Origin of the sequence: Streptomyces sp. AcH 505 (assembly GCF_000818175.1) — a bacterium.
In the GTDB taxonomy this organism is placed as follows: Bacteria; Actinomycetota; Actinomycetes; order Streptomycetales; family Streptomycetaceae; genus Streptomyces.
Window position 1 is genome coordinate 4,757,256 of record NZ_JTIY01000001.1, and the last position, 17,380, is coordinate 4,774,635.

Sequence of the window (17,380 nt, forward strand, 5' to 3'; positions counted from 1 at the left end):
GCGGTCGGCTGCGACCGCCGGCCGAGGTGTCGCGCCGGTATGACGGGCCGTCACCGCTCTCCGTGGCGTGGCCCCCCGGCGGCTGTCCGGGACCGCCGTCGCGGCGGCGCAGATACCGCTCGAATTCACGAGCGATGGCCTCGCCCGACGCCTCGGGCAGCTCGGCCGTGTCCCGCGCCTCCTCCAACGACTGCACGTACTCCGCCACTTCGGTGTCCTCGGCGGCCAGCTGGTCCACCCCGAGCTGCCAGGCCCGCGCGTCCTCCGCCAGCTCGCCCAGCGGGATCCGCAGCCCGATCAGGTCCTCCAGCCGGTTGAGCAGCGCCAGCGTGGCCTTCGGGTTGGGCGGCTGCGACACGTAGTGCGGCACGGCCGCCCACAGGCTCACGGCCGGGACGCCCGCGTGGGTGCACGCCTCCTGGAGGATGCCGACGATGCCCGTCGGGCCCTCGTACCTGGTCTCCTCCAGATCCATCGTCCTGGCCAGGTCGGCGTCGGACGTCACGCCACTGACGGGGACGGGGCGGGTGTGCGGTGTGTCGCCGAGCAGCGCGCCCAGGATGACCACCATCTCCACGCCCAGCTCATGGGCGAAGCCCAGGATCTCGTTGCAGAAGGACCGCCAGCGCATGGACGGTTCGATGCCCCTGACCAGCACCAGGTCGCGTGGGGTGTCCCCGCCGACGCGCACCACGGAGAGCCGGGTGGTGGGCCAGGTGATCTTCCGTGAGCCGCCGTCCAGGAACACCGTGGGCCGGTTGACCTGGAAGTCGTAGTAGTCCTCGGCGTCGAGCGCCGCGAACACCTCGCCCTTCCACTCCCGGTCCAGATGGCCGACCGCCGTGGAGGCCGCGTCGCCGGCGTCGTTCCAGCCCTCGAACGCGGCCACCATGACCGGGTCGATCAGCTCGGGAACTCCCTCCAGCTCGATCACCCAGTGCCTCCTTCCGAAGTTCCTTTTCTACGGACCAACCTTACGGCTTTCCCGCTGCTCGCCCGCAGCCCCTGCGCACGCGCGGGTGAACTTCGCCCTCCCGGGGCAGAGAAGGGGGGACGAAGGTCCCCGCGGCGCTCCTTGGGCGAGTCGCCGACGAGCTGCGGACGGGCTCCGGACGGGCTCCGGACGAGATTCATCCGAGCTGTGACCTCATTTTTCTTCCTGCCCCTGGACGGTTGGGCGTCAACGACGCTATACATCGGATGACCACAAGAGGTCCGATGTTCTTCCAAGGGGGGCGTGCATGAGTCAGACCGTCACGGGGTTCGAGGTTCACGACATTCGTTTTCCCACCTCGGAACAGCTCGACGGCTCCGACGCCATGAACCCGGATCCCGACTACTCGGCGGCCTACGTGATCCTGCGGACCACGGACGGCGCCGAAGGCCACGGATTCTGCTTCACGATCGGCCGGGGAAACGAGGTAACGGCAGCCGCCATCGAGGCGCTGCGGCCGTACGTCGTGGGACGCCCCGCCCCGCACACGGCGGCCGATCTCGCCGCGCTCTACTTCGAGTTGACCCATGACTCGCAACTGCGCTGGCTCGGCCCCGAGAAGGGCGTGATGCACATGGCGGCGGGTGCCGTCGTCAACGCCGCCTGGGATCTGGCGGCGAAGTACGCGGGCAAGCCCGTATGGGAGTTCCTCGCCGGGATGACCCCCGAGGAACTGGTCTCGCTCGTCGACTTCCGCTATCTCACCGACGCCCTCACCCCCGACGAGGCCCTGGAGATCCTGCGCGCGGCCGAACCGGGCCGCGCGGAACGCGCCGCGACGCTGCGGGAGCAGGGCTATCCCGCGTACACCACGTCGCCCGGCTGGCTCGGCTACTCCGACGCCAAACTCGTGGGGCTCGCCAAACAGGCCGTCGCCGACGGGTTCGAGCAGATCAAACTGAAGGTCGGCGGCTCGCTCGACGACGACAGACGGCGTATGGAGCTGGCCCGCGCCGCCGTGGGACCCGACATCCGGATCGCCGTCGACGCCAACCAGCGCTGGGACGTCTCCGACGCGCTGCGCTGGATGTCGGCGCTCGCCCCGTTCGACCCGCACTGGATCGAGGAGCCGACCAGCCCCGACGACATCCTCGGCCACGCGGCCATCAGGGCCGGGCAGCCGGTCAAGGTGGCCACCGGCGAGCATGTCGCCAACCGGGTCGTCTTCAAGCAGTTGTTGCAGGCGGGCGCCGTCGACTTCGTGCAGATCGACGCGGCCAGGGTCGCGGGCGTCAACGAGAACGTGGCGATCCTGCTGCTCGCCGCCAAGTTCGGGGTGCCGGTCTGCCCGCACGCCGGCGGTGTCGGACTCTGTGAACTGGTCCAGCATCTCTCGATGTTCGACTATGTCGCGGTGTCCGGCAGCTGGGACGACCGGGTCATCGAGTACGTCGACCATCTCCACGAGCACTTCGCCGACCCGGCCGTGATCGTCTCGGGGCGCTACGCCACCCCGACGGCGCCCGGCTTCTCCGCGCGGATGCTCCCCGGGTCGATCGCCGCGCACAGTTTTCCGGAGGGACCCGTCTGGCAGTCCCGCCGCACCACCGAGGAGGTCAGTTCGTGACGGCAGTACCCCAGCCCCCCGAGACCCGTGACTTCGCCGGACTCGGCGCCGTGGTCACCGGCGGTGCCTCCGGCATCGGCGCGGCCATCGCGACGCTGCTGCTCTCGCGCGGCGCCCAGGTCGCCGTACTGGACAGGGCGACCGAGGGGGCGCCGGCCGGGACGCTGGCGCTCACGGCCGACGTCACGGACGACGCGGCAGTCAAGGCGGCGGTGGACGCGGCGGCGGCCGAGTTCGGCGGCCTGCACACCATCGTCTCCAACGCCGGGATCGGCGCCCAGGGCACCGTCCTCGACAACGCGGACGACGAATGGCTCCGCGTCATCGACATCAACGTCCTCGGCATGGTCCGCACCGCCCGGCACGCGCTGCCCCATCTGCGCCGCTCGGCGGGCGAGCGGCCCGGCTGTGTCTCCATCACCCAGACCTGCTCCATCGCCGCCACCGCCGGACTGCCCCAACGGGCCCTGTACAGCGCGAGCAAGGGCGCGGTCCTCTCGCTGACCCTGGCCATGGCGGCCGACCACATCCGCGAGGGGATCCGGGTCAACTGCGTCAACCCCGGTACCGCGGACACTCCTTGGATCGGCCGGCTGCTCGACCAGGCACCGGACCCGGAGGCCGAACGCGCCGCGCTCGCCGCCCGACAGCCGACGGGACGGCTGGTCGGTGCGGACGAGGTCGCGGCAGCGGTCGCCTATCTCGCCAGCCCCGCGGCGGCAGCCGTCACGGGAACGGCCCTCGCTGTGGACGGCGGAATGCAGGGCCTGCGCCTGCGTCCCGCCAACTGAGCCGTATTTCACCAAGCCTTAAGGACGGGACAATCCATGCCGCGAAACACCGTGGGGCGAGCCCCACTCCGCAGACTGCGTACGACGAGTGTCGCCGCCGGCGTCGCCCTGCTCGCCGTCACGGCCCTCGCGGGCTGCAACCGTGACGAGGGCGACTCGGGCGCAGGCGGCGGCAAGGTCGGTATCGACCTGCCGCGCAGCGACACCGACTTCTGGAACTCGTACCAGCAGTACGTGGAGAAGGGCGTCAAGGCCGGTGACGTGGACGCGTTGCCGCTGACGAACTCGCAGAACGACATCGGCAAGCTCGCCTCCAACGTGCAGGCGCTGACCGACCAGGGCGCCAAGGCCGTCGTCATGGCTCCGCAGGACACCGGGGCCGTGGCCGAGACGCTCCAGAAGCTGAACGACAAGAAGATACCCGTCATCAGCGTGGACACCCGGCCCGACAAGGGCAACGTCTACATGGTCGTCAGGGCCGACAACCGCGCGTACGGTGAGAACGCCTGCCAGTACCTCGGCAAGCAGCTCAAGGGCAAGGGCAAGGTGGCCGAGTTCCAGGGCGACCTGTCCTCCATCAACGGACGTGACCGCTCCGAGGCGTTCAAGTCCTGCATGGACAAGAACTTCCCCGGTATCAAGGTCTTCGAGCTGGTCACCAACTGGGCCGGGGACGTGGCCTCGGCCAAGCTCCAGTCCACGCTCACCGCCAACCCGGACCTGAACGGCATCTACATGCAGGCGGGCGGTGTCTTCCTGGAGCCGACCCTGGCCCTGCTGGAGCAGAAGAAGCTGCTCAAGCCGCCGGGCACGGCGGGCCACATCACGATCATCTCGAACGACGGCATCCCGCAGGAGTTCGACGCGATCCGCTCCGGCAAGATCGACGCCACGATCTCGCAGCCGGCCGACCTGTACGCCAAGTACGCGCTCTACTACGCCAAGCAGGCGCTGGAGGGCAAGAAGCAGAAGCTGGGCCCGACGGACCACGACTCCAACGTCATCAAGATCCCCAACGGGTACGAGGACCAGCTCCCCGCGCCCCTGGTGACCAAGGAGAACGTGGACGACCCGAAGCTCTGGGCCAACCAGCTGGACAAGAAGAGCTAGCCGTGACCCTGGAAGCACCTGACGCGGCAGCACCTGCCGCGGTACACGCGGAAGGCATCGTCAAGCGCTTCGGGCCCACCGTCGCGCTTGACGGTGTCCAACTCACCGTACGGCCGGGCGAGTCACACGCACTCGTCGGCCGTAACGGCGCGGGCAAGTCCACCCTGGTCAGCGTTCTCACCGGGCTGCACAAGCCGGACGAGGGGCAGGTGACCTTCGGCGGCGCGCCCGCGCCCGCGTACGGCGACACCGCCGCCTGGCAGTCCAAGGTCGCCTGCGTCTACCAGAAGTCCATGGTGGTGCCCGACCTGACCGTCGCCGAGAACCTGTTCCTCAACGACTTCGGTCTGCGCGGGACCGGCAACAGCGCGCGCTTCATCAGCTGGCGCGGCCTGCGCAGACGCGCGCAGGACCTGCTGGCCGAGTACGGGGTCGACGTCGGCCCGAACGTACGGATGAAGGATCTGCCCGTCGAGCAGCGGCAGTTCGTCGAGATCGCGCGGGCGCTGTCCTTCGGCGCCCGGCTGATCATCCTGGACGAGCCGACGGCGCAGCTCGACGCGCGCGGTATCCAGCGGCTGTTCGAGCGGCTGCGTGAACTGCAGGCGCAGGGAGTGGCGTTCCTCTTCATCTCCCACCATCTGCAGGAGGTGTACGAGCTGTGCACCGCGGTCACCGTCTACCGCGACGCCCGGCACGTGCTGACGGCGCCGGTCGCCGACCTGTCCAAGGACGAACTGGTGACGGCGATGACCGGCGAGTCGGGGGCGAAGACGGCGGCCTGGCACGCGGCGCGCGCCGAACAGCCCGACACCGGGGCCGAGCCGGTCCTGCGGACCGAAGGGCTCGCCCTCGACGGGACGTTCGAGCCGCTGGACCTGGCGGTGCGCCCCGGTGAGGTGCTGGGCGTGGCGGGCGCGGCGGCCAGCGGCACCACCGCGCTCGGCGAGATCCTGGTCGGGATGCGCAGCGCGACAGCCGGCCGGATCTCCATGAACGGCAGGACGGTGAAGCCGGGCAGCGTCCCGCACGCCCTGGACGCAGGGATCGGCTACATCCCCGAGGACCGGCACCTCCAGGGTCTGGTCGTCGGCCGCAGCGTCGCGGAGAACGCGACGCTCACCGTCGCCGACCAGCTCGGGCCGTGGGGGACCGTACTGCCCTCGCGGACAAGGGCGTTCGCCCGGTCGATGATCTCGGCCCTGGACATCAAGACCACGGGTCCCGAACAGCCGGTCTCGGGTCTGTCCGGCGGGAACCAGCAGAAGGTGGTGGTCGCGCGTGCGCTCGCGCGCAACCCCACGGCGTTGGTGGCGGTACGGCCCACCGCCGGTGTCGACGTGAAATCGAAGGACTCGCTGCTCGGCGTGGTGCGCAGAGTGGCGGACGAAGGCAGCGCGGCCGTGATCATCTCGGACGAGCTGGACGATCTGCGGGTGTGCGACCGCGTACTCGCGCTGTTCCACGGGCGCGTGGTGGCCACGTTCGGGAGTGGGTGGACCGACCGGGAACTGGTCGCCGCCATGGAAGGTGTGGGGGAGCGGGAATGACCGAGACGATGCGGCCGCCGGTGGCGGCCGAGACCGAGAAGCTGACGCCGCGCGGCAGGCTTCAGCTCATCCGGTGGAGCGACTTCTCGCTGGTGCCGGTGATCCTGGTGCTGATGGTGATCGGCTTCATCGTCTCGCCGGTGTTCCTCACCTCCAACAACCTGATCAGCGTGGTCCAGCAGTCGTCGGAGCTGAGCCTGCTGGTGCTGGGCGAGGCGCTGATCCTGATCAGCGGCCGGATGGACCTGTCCCTGGAGTCGACGATCGGCATCGCGCCGGTCATCGCGATGTGGCTGGTCCTGCCCACGTCCGGCGGCCGGTTCAACGGGCTGGGCCTGCTGCCGGAGTGGTCGGCGATCCCGGTCTGTCTGCTGGCGGGTCTCGCGGTGGGGCTGATCAACGGCTTCCTGATCCTGAAACTGCGGGTCAACGGCTTCATCGCCACGCTCGGCATGCTCACCATGCTGCGCGGCCTGCAGATCGGCATCACCGAGGGCAAGTCGATCACCGACGTGCCCGAGTCCTTCCGCTACCTGGGCAAGACCAGCTGGATCGGTGCGCCGGCCGCGGTGTGGATCTGTCTGGCGCTGTTCGCCGTCGGCGGGGCCGTGCTGGCCTGGATGCGGCACGGCAGGGCGCTGTACGCGATCGGCGGCAACCCGGAGGCGGCGCGCGCCGCCGGTATCCGGGTCGACCGGATCACCTGGATCGTCCTCGGGGTCGGCGGGCTGCTGGCCGGCTTCGCGGGTGTGCTCTACACCGGCCACTACGGCTCGGTCGCCGCCAACCAGGGCAACGGCTGGATCTTCCAGGTCTTCGCCGCCGCCGTCATCGGCGGCATCAGCCTCAAGGGCGGCCGCGGCACGCTGTTCGGCGCGCTGACGGGTGTGCTCACCCTCCAGCTGGTGGTCAACGTGATGACCCTGGGCGGGGTGCCGCCGCTGTGGAACCAGTTCCTCAACGGCGCGATCATCATCGTCGCGCTGGTCATCTCGCGCTTCGCCAGCGGCGAGAAACAGGACTGACAACTTCCGTACGCAGTCATGGAAAGGGCCGGGGTGGTGCTCGTACGAGCACCACCCCGGCCCTTCCCGTCAGCGGCTCAGAGCGCCGAACGCAGCCACATCTCCACGCTCGCGATATGCACCGTCGCCCAGGATCTCGCCGCCTCCGCGTCCCTGTCGCGCAGCGCCGCGAGGATCGCGCGGTGCTCGTGCAGGGTGCGGCTGACCGCGTCCTCCTGGGTCAGGCCGCGCCATATCCGGGCCCGGGTGGTGGGTCCCGAGAGCCCGTCGAGCAGCGAACAGAGCACCGAGTTCCCCGAGGCCTGCACGATCCCGCGGTGGAACTCCAGGTCGGACGCGACCAGCTCCTCCACCGAGGGCTGCGCCCCCAGCGCGTCCAACTGTGCGTCGAGACGCACGAGTTCGTCGTCGGTGATACGGGCGCTCGCCATCGCGGTGGCCGCGGGTTCCAGGATGCGGCGCACCGCCAGGAACTCCAGCACCGTGTCGTCGCGGTGGAAGTCCACGACGAAGCTCAGCGCCTCCAGCAGCAACTGCGGTTCGAGGCTGGTGACATACGTGCCGTCGCCCTGCCGCACATCGAGGATGTGCATGAGCGACAGGGCGCGCACCGCCTCCCGCAGTGAGTTGCGCGAAAGCCCCAGATCGGCGGCGAGTTCGCTTTCCTTGGGGAGGCGGTCGCCCGGGCGCAGTGCGCCCGAGACGATCATTCCCTTGATCTTCTCTATGGCCTCGTCGGTGACAGCCACGGGCGACCTCCAGACATCCGATGTATCGCCCCCATTATGCGTCCAAGAACGTGAAAGCGGGGCGGTACCCCGGAGGTACCTGTCGGTCGCATCGATCTGTGGGTCACACCGCCGTCAGTCGCGCCGGGCCAGCAGTTCCTCGACCCGGGCGCGGATCTCGTCCGTCGCCAGGCCGCGGATCGTCAGCGTGGTACGGCGGCGCAGCACGTCGTCGGCCGTCTCCGCCCACTCGTGGTCCCGCGCGTACACCACCTGCGCCCAGATCTCGGGCGCCTCCGGGTGGATACGCTCGCCCAGCTCGGGGTGCTCGTAGGCGAGGCGTACCAGGTCGAAGGCGAGCGAGCCGTAGTGCGTCGCCAGATGGTGCGCGGTGTCGGGCGCCATGCCGGGCCCGGAGCCGCCGCCGTCGATCATCAGCCGGTGGGCCACGGCGTGCGGGTTCGAGATGCCGGGCAGCGGGAACTTCTTCGGCAGCCGGGCCACCGGCTCCACGTCCGAGCCGAGCGGGCGCCCCGGCAGGGTCTCCAGCTTGGTCAGGACCGTCCGGCCGATGTGGCGGAACGTGGTCCACTTGCCGCCGGCGACCGACAGCATGCCGCCGCTGCCCTCGGTCACGACCGTCTCGCGCTTCGCCTTGGAGGTGTCGCCGGGGCCGCCGGGCAGCACCCGCAGACCGGCGAACGAGTACGTGATCAGATCGCGGGACAGCTGCTGGTCGCGTACCGAGAGGGACGCCTCGTCCAGGATCTGGTGGATGTCCTTCTCGTTGACCGCGACGTCCGCCGGGTCACCCACGTACTCCTCGTCGGTGGTGCCGAGCAGCAGCATGCCCTCCCAGGGCAGCGCGAAGGTGATGCGGTACTTGTCGATCGGTGTCGCGAGCGCCGCGTTCCACGGCGCGCTGCGCTTGAGCACGAGGTGCGCGCCCTTGGACAGCCGGATGGAGGGCTCGGAGTTCGGGTCCTCCATCTTCCGCAGGTGGTCCACCCACGGCCCGGTCGCGTTGAGCACCAGTCGGGCGTTGACGCCGAACTCCGTACCGTCCATCCGGTCCCGCAGGTCGGCGCCGGTCACCCGGCCGCCGGAGAACCGCAGCCCGGTCACCTCGGCGTGGTTGAGCACGGCGGCGCCCGACTCGACGGCTGCGCGCACCGTCATGATCGCCATCCGCGCGTCGTTCATCTGGTCGTCGCCGTAGACCGCGACGGCCTGCAGATTGTCGGTACGCAGCTCGGGCACCGCCTGCCGCGCCTTGGCCGGGCTGATCACATGCCCGACCCCGTCGCGGAAGGCGGAGAGCGCCGAGTAGGCGAAGACGCCGGCGCCGAGCTTGGCGGCGCTGTGCGGTCCGCCCTTGTAGACCGGCAGGTAGAAGGTCAGCGGGTTGGCCAGGTGGGGGGCCACCTGGTTGGAGACGGCGCGCCGTTCGAAGTGGTTCTCCGCGACCAGCTTCACCGCGCCGGTCTGCAGGTAGCGCAGACCGCCGTGGAGGAGCTTGGACGAGGCCGACGAGGTGGCGCCGGCGAAGTCGCCGCCGTCCACGAGGGCCACCCGCAGTCCCGACTGCGAGGCGTGCCAGGCGGTGGAGATGCCCAGGATCCCGCCGCCGATCACCAGGAGGTCGTACGTCGCGTTGGACAGTTGCTCCCGGGTCTCGGCGCGGCTCGGAAGGGAACCGCCAGCCGGGTGCGTCCCCAGTGCGGGGCCGCTCTGCAGGGTGCTCATCGTTACTCCTTGTCGGCCTTACGGTGCGTCGGACGCTCGACGGGTCAGCTGTCGTCCTCGTCCAGCCAGCCCTTGGTGCGGTCGACCGCCTTGAGCCAGTTCTTGTACTCGTGGTCACGCCGCGCGGCGTCCATGTCGGGCGTCCACTCGGCGGCCCTGCGCCAGTTGGCGCGCAGCGCGTCGGTGTCGGGCCAGAAGCCCACGGCGAGCCCCGCCGCGTAGGCGGCGCCGAGACAGGTCGTCTCGGCGACCATCGGGCGGACCACCGGCGCGTCCAGGACGTTGGCCAGCGTCTGCATCAGCAGATTGTTCGCCGTCATACCGCCGTCGACCTTCAGCGACGTCAGCTCGACCTTGGAGTCCTTGGTCATGGCGTCGCTGATCTCGCGGGTCTGCCAGGCCGTGGCCTCCAGGACCGCGCGGGCGATGTGCGCCTTGGTGACGTAGCCGGTCAGACCGGCGATCACCCCACGCGCGCCCGAGTCCCAGTGCGGGGCGAAGAGACCGGAGAAGGCGGGGACGAAGTACGCGCCGCCGTTGTCCTCCACGGAGGAGGCCAGCGTCTCGATCTCGGGGGCCGAGTTGATCAGGCCCATCTGGTCGCGCATCCACTGCACCAGCGCGCCGGTGACGGCGATGGAGCCCTCCAGCGCGTACACGGCGGGCTGGTCACCGATGCGGTAACCGACCGTGGTCAGCAGGCCGTTGTACGAGTTGATCGGCTTGTTGGCGGTGTTCATCAGCATGAACGTGCCGGTGCCGTAGGTGGACTTGGCCTCGCCCTCGGCGAAGCAGGTCTGGCCGAACAGGGCCGCCTGCTGGTCACCGAGCGCCGAGGCGACCGGAATCCCGTCCAGGGGGCCGCCCTTGGCCGTTCCGTACACCTCGGAGGAGGAGCGGATCTCCGGCAGCATCGCGGTCGGGACGCCGATGGAGTTGCAGATCTTCGGGTCCCACTGGAGCGTGTCGAGGCGCATCAGCATCGTGCGGGACGCGTTGGTCACGTCGGTGACGTGGACGCCGCCGTCGACTCCGCCGGTCAGGTTCCAGATGACCCAGGAGTCCATGGTGCCGAAGAGGATGTCGCCGCTCTCCGCGCGCTCGCGCAGCCCCTCGACGTTGTCGAGCAGCCAGCGGGCCTTCGGGCCGGCGAAGTAGGTCGCGAGCGGCAGTCCCGTGTCGCGCCTGAACCGGTCCTGGCCGACGTTGCGGCCCAGTTCCCTGACCAGACCGCTGGTCCTGGTGTCCTGCCAGACGATGGCGTTGTGCACGGGCTCACCGGTGTTCTTGTCCCAGAGCATGGTGGTCTCGCGCTGGTTGGTGATCCCGATCGCCAGGACGTCGGCCTTGGTGATGCCGGCCTTCTCGATGGCGTTCGCGACCACTTCCTGGACGTTGGTCCAGATCTCCTTGGCGTCGTGCTCCACCCAGCCGGGCTTGGGGAATATCTGCTCGTGCTCCTTCTGGTCGACGGCGACGATGCGCCCGTCGACGTCGAAGACGATGCAGCGGCTGGACGTCGTGCCCTGGTCGATGGCCGCGATGAACGGCCCGGTTCCGTGGGAGGAAGTCCCGGTTGCGTTGTCGTCACTCACGGTGTCTGCTCCTGGTCCGTCGGGATGGTGGGGGTGGCCGGCCGGGCGATCACATGAAGCAGGCCCGGTAGAAGCCGGCCGCCAGCGCCGCGCCGGCGAACGGCCCGATCACCGGAACCCATGCGTAGGTCCAGTCGGAGCCGCCCTTGTTGGGCAGCGGCAGGATCGCGTGGATGATGCGGGGGCCGAGGTCTCGGGCCGGGTTGATGGCGTATCCGGTCGGTCCACCGAGGGAGAGACCGATACCCACCACGACGAACGACGTGATCAGGATGCCGATGGGACCGAGCCCGTCGCCCTTCTGGTTCAGGCCCTGGGTCAGGACCGCGATGACCAGGACGAACGTGGCGATGATCTCGGTCAGGACGTTCTGCCAGTAGTTCCGCACCTCAGGACCCGTGGAGAAGATACCCAGCACGGGACCCGCCTTGGGAGCGGTCTTCTGGTCGACCAGACCCTCCACCTCGGGCTGCGCCGCCAGCACCTCGGGGTCGCGGAGGTGGGCGTAGAACTGGCCCAGGTAGGCCAGGTACACCAGTACGGCGCCGATCATCGCGCCGAGCAGCTCGGAGCCGATGTAGAGAAGGACGTCGCCCCACTTGATGCTGCCCTGAATGGCCAGACCGATCGTCAGCGCCGGGTTGAGGGACGCGGCCGATTTCGGTGCGGAGAGATACGCGCCGACCATGACCGCGAAACCCCAGCCGAGGCTGATCGCGACCCAGCCCGCGCCGGAGGCCTTGGACCGCCTGAGCACGACGCCGGCGACCACGCCGCCACCGAGCAGGATCAGGGCGGCGGTACCCGCGGTCTCGCCTAGGAAAATGTCGAGATTGGACACCCGAAGACTCCTTCGTCCAGGGGAAGGCGGACCTCCGGCTCGTACCGGTGGCCCGCGCCCTCGGTGAGGGCATTTCGGCCCTTGGCGTTGTCACGACCGCTGGCTCGTCCACCGAAAAGCGTTCGACAATGCCGACCGTCTTACGGCAGTCTCATCCTCGGGTCGTGATGCGGTCAAGGGTTCCGGGGCCGAAACCTTGTTCAAGTCAGATCATCCGGCAAATGACTCAAAACCGCCCGGCGCCGACATCTCGGGACACCGACCTGGCGCACTCGCGGACCGCCGCGATCAGCTCGGGGCGCGGCTCGCCCGACTCGCAGAGCCGTTCGACCGCACCGGTGACGGCGATCGCTCCCACCGGCATACGGCGCCTGTCGTGGACGGGCGCGGCTACGGCGGCGACGCCTTCCCAGGTCTCCTCGACGTCCGACGCCCAGCCGCGCGCGCGGGTCAGTTCGAGAATTTTCTCGAACTCGGCCAGACCGGTGACGGTCCGCGTCGTGAACGCCGTCCGCTCACCCTGGACGGCCTCGTTGTGGGCCACCGGGTCGTACGCCGACAGCACCTTGCCCAGCGCCGTCGAGTGCAGCGGCTGCATCGCCCCCACTTCGAGCACCTGCCGGCTGTCGTCCGGGCGGAAGACATGGTGGACGATCAGCACCCCCTCCAGGTGCGCCACGCCCAGATGGACGCTCTCGCCGGACGACCTCGCCAGGTCGTCCGTCCAGACCAGGGCGCGCGAGCGCAGCTCGTGGACGTCCAGATAGCTGTTGCCGAGCCGCAGCAGCTCGGCCCCCAGCTGGTATCTGCCCGAAGGCCCGTCCTGCTCCACGAAGCCCTCGGCCTGGAGGGTGCGGAGGATGCCGTGGGCCGTGCCCTTGGCCAGGCCGAGTGAGGAAGCGATGTCGGAGAGGCCGAGCCTGCGCTCGCCGCCCGCGAGGAGCCGCAGGATCGCGGCCGCCCGCTCCAGCGACTGGATCGTCTTCGCCATGGCACGGACCTCCAAAACGGGATTCGACAATGCTGAACACTATCGGCCGATGCCGACCTGCGCCCCGCCAAGCGGGGGGCGGTCCCGGCCCCCGGGGCGGAATGCCGGACCGTAAGGGGGCACGCCCCGCTACGCTGGCGGGGTGCCCCTTCCGCCGGGAAGGCGCAAAGCCGACAGCCGTCGCAACCCGGGAGTACATACATGGCCTCGTCGCCAACCCCAGCCCCCGCTACTGACAGCCGTACCCGCATCGAAGCCCTGCGCGAGGCCTTCGCCACCCGAGTGGTGGTGGCCGACGGTGCGATGGGCACGATGCTCCAGGCGCAGGACCCCACCCTGGAGGACTTCCAGGACCTGGAAGGCTGCAACGAGATCCTCAACGTGACACGCCCGGACATCGTCCGCTCCGTGCACCAGGAGTACTTCGCTGTCGGCGTCGACTGCGTCGAGACCAACACCTTCGGCGCGAACTTCGCCGCGCTGGGGGAGTACGACATCCCCGAGCGGGTCTTCGAACTCTCCGAGGCCGGCGCCAGGATCGCCCGCGAGGTGGCCGACGAGTTCACCGCCTCCAGCGGACGCCAGCGCTGGGTGCTCGGCTCCATGGGCCCCGGCACCAAGCTGCCCACCCTGGGCCACGCCCCGTACGTCAAGCTGCGCGACGCCTACCAGCAGAACGCCGAAGGCATGATCGCCGGCGGCGCCGACGCGCTGCTCGTCGAGACCACCCAGGACCTGCTCCAGACCAAGGCCGCCGTCCTCGGCGCCCGCCGCGCCCTGGAGACCACCGGCGCCAACCTCCCGATCATCTGCTCCGTGACGGTCGAGACGACCGGCACGATGCTGCTCGGCTCCGAGATCGGCGCGGCGCTGACGGCCCTGGAGCCGCTGGGCATCGACATGATCGGCCTGAACTGCGCCACCGGGCCCGCCGAGATGAGCGAGCACCTGCGCTATCTGGCCCGGCACTCCCGGATCCCGCTCTCCTGCATGCCCAACGCCGGCCTGCCCGTGCTCGGCAAGAACGGCGCCCACTACCCGCTGCAGCCCGCCGAACTGGCCGACGCCCAGGAGACCTTCGTCGGCGAGTACGGCCTCTCGCTGGTCGGCGGCTGCTGCGGCACCACCCCCGAGCATCTGCGCCAGGTGGTCGAGCGGGTGCGCGACGTGCCCCGTACGGAGCGCGAGCCGCACCCCGAGCCGGGCGCCGCCTCGCTCTACCAGACGGTGCCGTTCCGCCAGGACGCGTCCTTCCTCGCCATCGGCGAGCGCACCAACGCCAACGGCTCGAAGAAGTTCCGCGAGGCCATGCTGGACGGCCGCTGGGACGACTGCGTCGAGATGGCACGCGGTCAGATCCGGGAGGGCGCGCATCTGCTGGACCTGTGCGTCGACTACGTCGGCCGCGACGGTGTCGCCGACATGGCCGAGCTGGCCGGCCGGTTCGCCACCGCCTCCACGCTGCCCATCGTGCTGGACTCCACCGAGCTGCCCGTCCTCCGGGCGGGCCTGGAGAAGCTGGGCGGCCGGGCCGTCATCAACTCCGTCAACTACGAGGACGGCGACGGCCCCGAGTCCCGCTTCACCAAGGTCACCCAGCTCGCCGTCGAGCACGGCGCCGCGCTGATCGCGCTGACCATCGACGAGGAGGGCCAGGCCCGTACCCCCGAGCACAAGGTCGCCATCGCCGAGCGGCTGATCGGCGAGCTGACCGGCACCTACGGCGTGCACGAGTCGGACATCCTCATCGACACCCTGACCTTCACCATCTGCACCGGCCAGGAGGAGTCCCGCAAGGACGGCATCGCCACGATCGAGGCGATCCGCCGGCTCAAGGAACGGCACCCCGACGTCCAGACCACGCTGGGCCTCTCCAACATCTCCTTCGGCCTCAACCCGGCCGCCCGTATCGTCCTCAACTCCGTCTTCCTCGACGAGTGCGTCAAGGCCGGGCTCGACTCCGCGATCGTGCACGCCTCGAAGATCCTGCCCATCGCGCGGCTGGAGGAGGAGCAGGTCAAGGTCGCCCTCGACCTGATCTACGACCGCCGCGAAGAGGGCTACGACCCGCTGCAGAAGCTCATGGAGCTGTTCGAGGGCGTCAACACCAAGTCGATGAAGGACGGCAGGGCCGAGGAACTGCGCGCCCTGCCGCTCAACGAGCGCCTGGAGCGGCGCATCATCGACGGCGAGAAGAACGGCCTGGAGGAGGACCTCGCCGCCGCCCTGGCCGAGCGTCCCGCGCTGGAGATCGTCAACGACACCCTGCTGAACGGGATGAAGGTCGTCGGCGAGCTGTTCGGCTCCGGCCAGATGCAGCTGCCGTTCGTGCTCCAGTCCGCCGAGGTGATGAAGACCGCGGTCGCCTATCTGGAACCGCACATGGAGAAGACGGACGACGACGGCAAGGGCACCATCGTGCTCGCGACCGTACGCGGCGACGTCCACGACATCGGCAAGAACCTCGTGGACATCATCCTCTCCAACAACGGCTACACCGTGGTCAATCTGGGCATCAAGCAGCCCGTCTCCGCGATCCTGGAAGCCGCCGAGGAGCACAAGGCGGATGTCATCGGCATGTCGGGTCTGCTGGTGAAGTCGACCGTGATCATGAAGGAGAACCTGGAAGAGCTGAACCAGCGCAAGATGGCGGCCGACTTCCCCGTCATCCTCGGTGGCGCCGCGCTCACCCGGGCCTATGTCGAGCAGGACCTGCACGAGATCTACGAGGGCGAAGTCCGCTACGCCCGCGACGCGTTCGAAGGCCTGCGGCTGATGGACGCGCTGATCGGCGTCAAGCGCGGCGTCCCCGGCGTCACGCTCCCCGAACTGAAGCCGCGCCGGGTCAGGGCCACCACGAACACCGTGGTCGAGGAGCGGCCCGAGGAGGGCGGCGGGCGCTCGGACGTCGCCGTCGACAACCCCGTACCCACCCCGCCGTTCTGGGGCACCCGCGTCGTCAAGGGCATCCAGCTCAAGGAGTACGCGTCCTGGCTGGACGAAGGCGCGCTGTTCAAGGGCCAGTGGGGCCTCAAGGAGGCCCGTACCGGCGACGGACCCAGCTACGAGGAACTGGTCGAGACCGAGGGCCGGCCGCATCTGCGCGGCTGGCTGGAGCGGCTGCACACCGAGAACATGCTGGAAGCCGCCGTCGTCTACGGCTACTTCCCCTGCGTCTCCAAGGGCGAGGACCTGATCCTGCTCGGTGAGGACGGCGCTGAGCGCACCCGCTTCACCTTCCCCCGCCAGCGGCGCGGCCGCAGGCTCTGCCTCGCCGACTACTTCCGCCCCGAGGAGTCGGGCGAGACGGACGTCGTCGGGCTGCAGATCGTCACCGTGGGCTCGAAGATCGGCGGCACGACCGCCGAACTCTTCGAGCGCAACGCCTACCGCGACTACCTGGAGCTGCACGGGCTGTCCGTCCAGCTCGCCGAGGCGCTGGCCGAGTACTGGCACGCCAGGGTCCGCTCCGAGCTGGGCTTCGCAGGCGAGGACCCGTCCGAGGTCGAGGACATGTTCGCGCTGAAGTACCGCGGCGCGCGCTTCTCACTCGGCTACGGCGCCTGCCCCAACCTGGAGGACCGCGCCAAGATCGCCGAGCTGCTCGAACCCGAGCGGATCGGCGTCCAGCTCTCCGAGGAGTTCCAGCTCCACCCGGAGCAGTCCACCGACGCGATCGTCATCCACCACCCCGACGCCACCTACTTCAACGCTCGGTGAACATCGGTCCGAAGACCCGGTAATCGATAAGCACGACAACCGGACAAGTCGTACACTGGTCGGCCCAGCGCAGGCCGGTCGCCTGTTCCGGCGGGACACCCCGCCGGCCAGGCGACCGGCCTTCTCGTCCCTCTTGGAGGTGTGCCGGATGACCAGTACGGTCCCCGCGTCCCTGACCCGTACGGCCGAAGGGTCCTCCCTGCAGGCTGTCCTCCTCGACATGGACGGCACCCTGGTCGACAGCGAGGGCTTCTGGTGGGACGCGGAGGTCGAGGTCTTCAAGGGCCTCGGACACGCGCTCGACGAGTCCTGGCGCGAAGTGGTGGTCGGCGGGCCCATGACCCGCAGCGCGGGTTTCCTGATCGAGGCCACCGGCGCCCGGATCACCCTCCCCGAGCTGACCGTGCTGCTCAACGAGACCTTCGAGCGGCGCATCGGGCTCGGCGTACCGCTGATGCCGGGCGCCGCACGGCTGCTCGCCGAGCTGTCGGCCCACCAGGTGCCCACCGCACTGGTCTCCGCCTCGCACCGGCGCATCGTCGACCGGGTGCTTCTCTCGCTGGGCCCCGACAACTTCGCGCTGACCGTCGCGGGCGACGACGTGGCCCGCACGAAGCCGCACCCCGACCCGTACCTGATCGCCGCGCGCGGTCTGGGGGCCGACCCCGGGCGCTGCGCCGTCGTCGAGGACACCGCGACCGGGGTGGCGGCGGCCGAGGCCG

The 17,380-nt window shown here is 69.7% G+C and carries 13 protein-coding genes; 7 read left to right on the top strand and 6 right to left on the bottom strand.

What is annotated here, in order from left to right; translation table 11 throughout:
- Positions 1-934 (bottom strand): PAC2 family protein (locus tag HY68_RS21760; RefSeq protein WP_041991342.1); only part of this gene is annotated, 934 nt, incomplete at its 3' end.
- Between the two features lie 307 nt (positions 935-1,241).
- Here HY68_RS21760 and HY68_RS21765 point away from each other — a divergent pair.
- Genes HY68_RS21765 through HY68_RS21785 form a run of 5 tightly spaced genes read left to right on the top strand, consistent with a single transcriptional unit; the run spans position 1,242 to position 7,037 of the window.
- Positions 1,242-2,561 (top strand): L-fuconate dehydratase, encoded by a 1,320-nt coding sequence (locus HY68_RS21765; RefSeq protein WP_041991344.1) that lies wholly within the window; start codon positions 1,242-1,244, stop codon positions 2,559-2,561.
- Positions 2,558-3,352, top strand: a complete 795-nt coding sequence (locus HY68_RS21770) for an SDR family oxidoreductase (protein ID WP_041991346.1) — start codon at positions 2,558-2,560, stop codon at positions 3,350-3,352. The genes HY68_RS21765 and HY68_RS21770 overlap by 4 nt, the downstream gene beginning before the upstream one ends.
- A gap of 36 nt (positions 3,353-3,388) precedes the next feature.
- A complete protein-coding gene (locus HY68_RS21775; RefSeq protein ID WP_041991348.1) occupies positions 3,389-4,462 on the top strand; it encodes a sugar ABC transporter substrate-binding protein in 1,074 nt (357 codons plus the stop codon).
- A 2-nt stretch (positions 4,463-4,464) separates the two neighbouring features.
- Entirely contained in the window at positions 4,465-6,012 is a 1,548-nt protein-coding gene (locus HY68_RS21780; RefSeq protein WP_241778639.1) for a sugar ABC transporter ATP-binding protein, read from the top strand.
- Entirely contained in the window at positions 6,009-7,037 is a 1,029-nt protein-coding gene (locus HY68_RS21785; RefSeq protein ID WP_041991350.1) for an ABC transporter permease, read from the top strand. Before HY68_RS21780 ends, HY68_RS21785 begins: the two co-directional genes overlap by 4 nt.
- Before the next feature lie 77 nt (positions 7,038-7,114).
- Here HY68_RS21785 and HY68_RS21790 read toward each other — a convergent pair whose 3' ends face one another.
- From HY68_RS21790 to HY68_RS21810, 5 genes are all read right to left on the bottom strand, one after another.
- Positions 7,115-7,786, bottom strand: coding sequence for a FadR/GntR family transcriptional regulator (locus HY68_RS21790; protein ID WP_041991352.1), 672 nt, complete (start codon positions 7,784-7,786; stop codon positions 7,115-7,117).
- Positions 7,787-7,900: 114 nt separating this feature from the next.
- A complete protein-coding gene (locus tag HY68_RS21795; protein WP_041991354.1) occupies positions 7,901-9,511 on the bottom strand; it encodes a glycerol-3-phosphate dehydrogenase/oxidase in 1,611 nt (536 codons plus the stop codon).
- A gap of 44 nt (positions 9,512-9,555) precedes the next feature.
- Complete coding sequence (gene glpK / locus HY68_RS21800) at positions 9,556-11,106, bottom strand: glycerol kinase GlpK (protein WP_041991356.1); 1,551 nt, start codon at positions 11,104-11,106, stop codon at positions 9,556-9,558.
- A gap of 49 nt (positions 11,107-11,155) precedes the next feature.
- A complete protein-coding gene (locus HY68_RS21805) occupies positions 11,156-11,947 on the bottom strand; it encodes an MIP/aquaporin family protein (protein ID WP_041991358.1) in 792 nt (263 codons plus the stop codon).
- 226 nt (positions 11,948-12,173) lie between these two features.
- Positions 12,174-12,938, bottom strand: coding sequence for an IclR family transcriptional regulator (locus tag HY68_RS21810; RefSeq protein WP_041991360.1), 765 nt, complete (start codon positions 12,936-12,938; stop codon positions 12,174-12,176).
- Positions 12,939-13,139: 201 nt separating this feature from the next.
- Here HY68_RS21810 and metH point away from each other — a divergent pair, with 201 nt between their 5' ends.
- Together metH and HY68_RS21820 are read left to right on the top strand one after the other, a co-directional pair.
- Complete coding sequence (gene metH, locus HY68_RS21815; protein ID WP_041991362.1) at positions 13,140-16,658, top strand: methionine synthase; 3,519 nt, start codon at positions 13,140-13,142, stop codon at positions 16,656-16,658.
- Between the two features lie 148 nt (positions 16,659-16,806).
- Positions 16,807-17,380, top strand: a 574-nt coding sequence (locus HY68_RS21820; RefSeq protein ID WP_041991364.1) for an HAD family phosphatase, incomplete at its 3' end; no start/stop codon positions are given.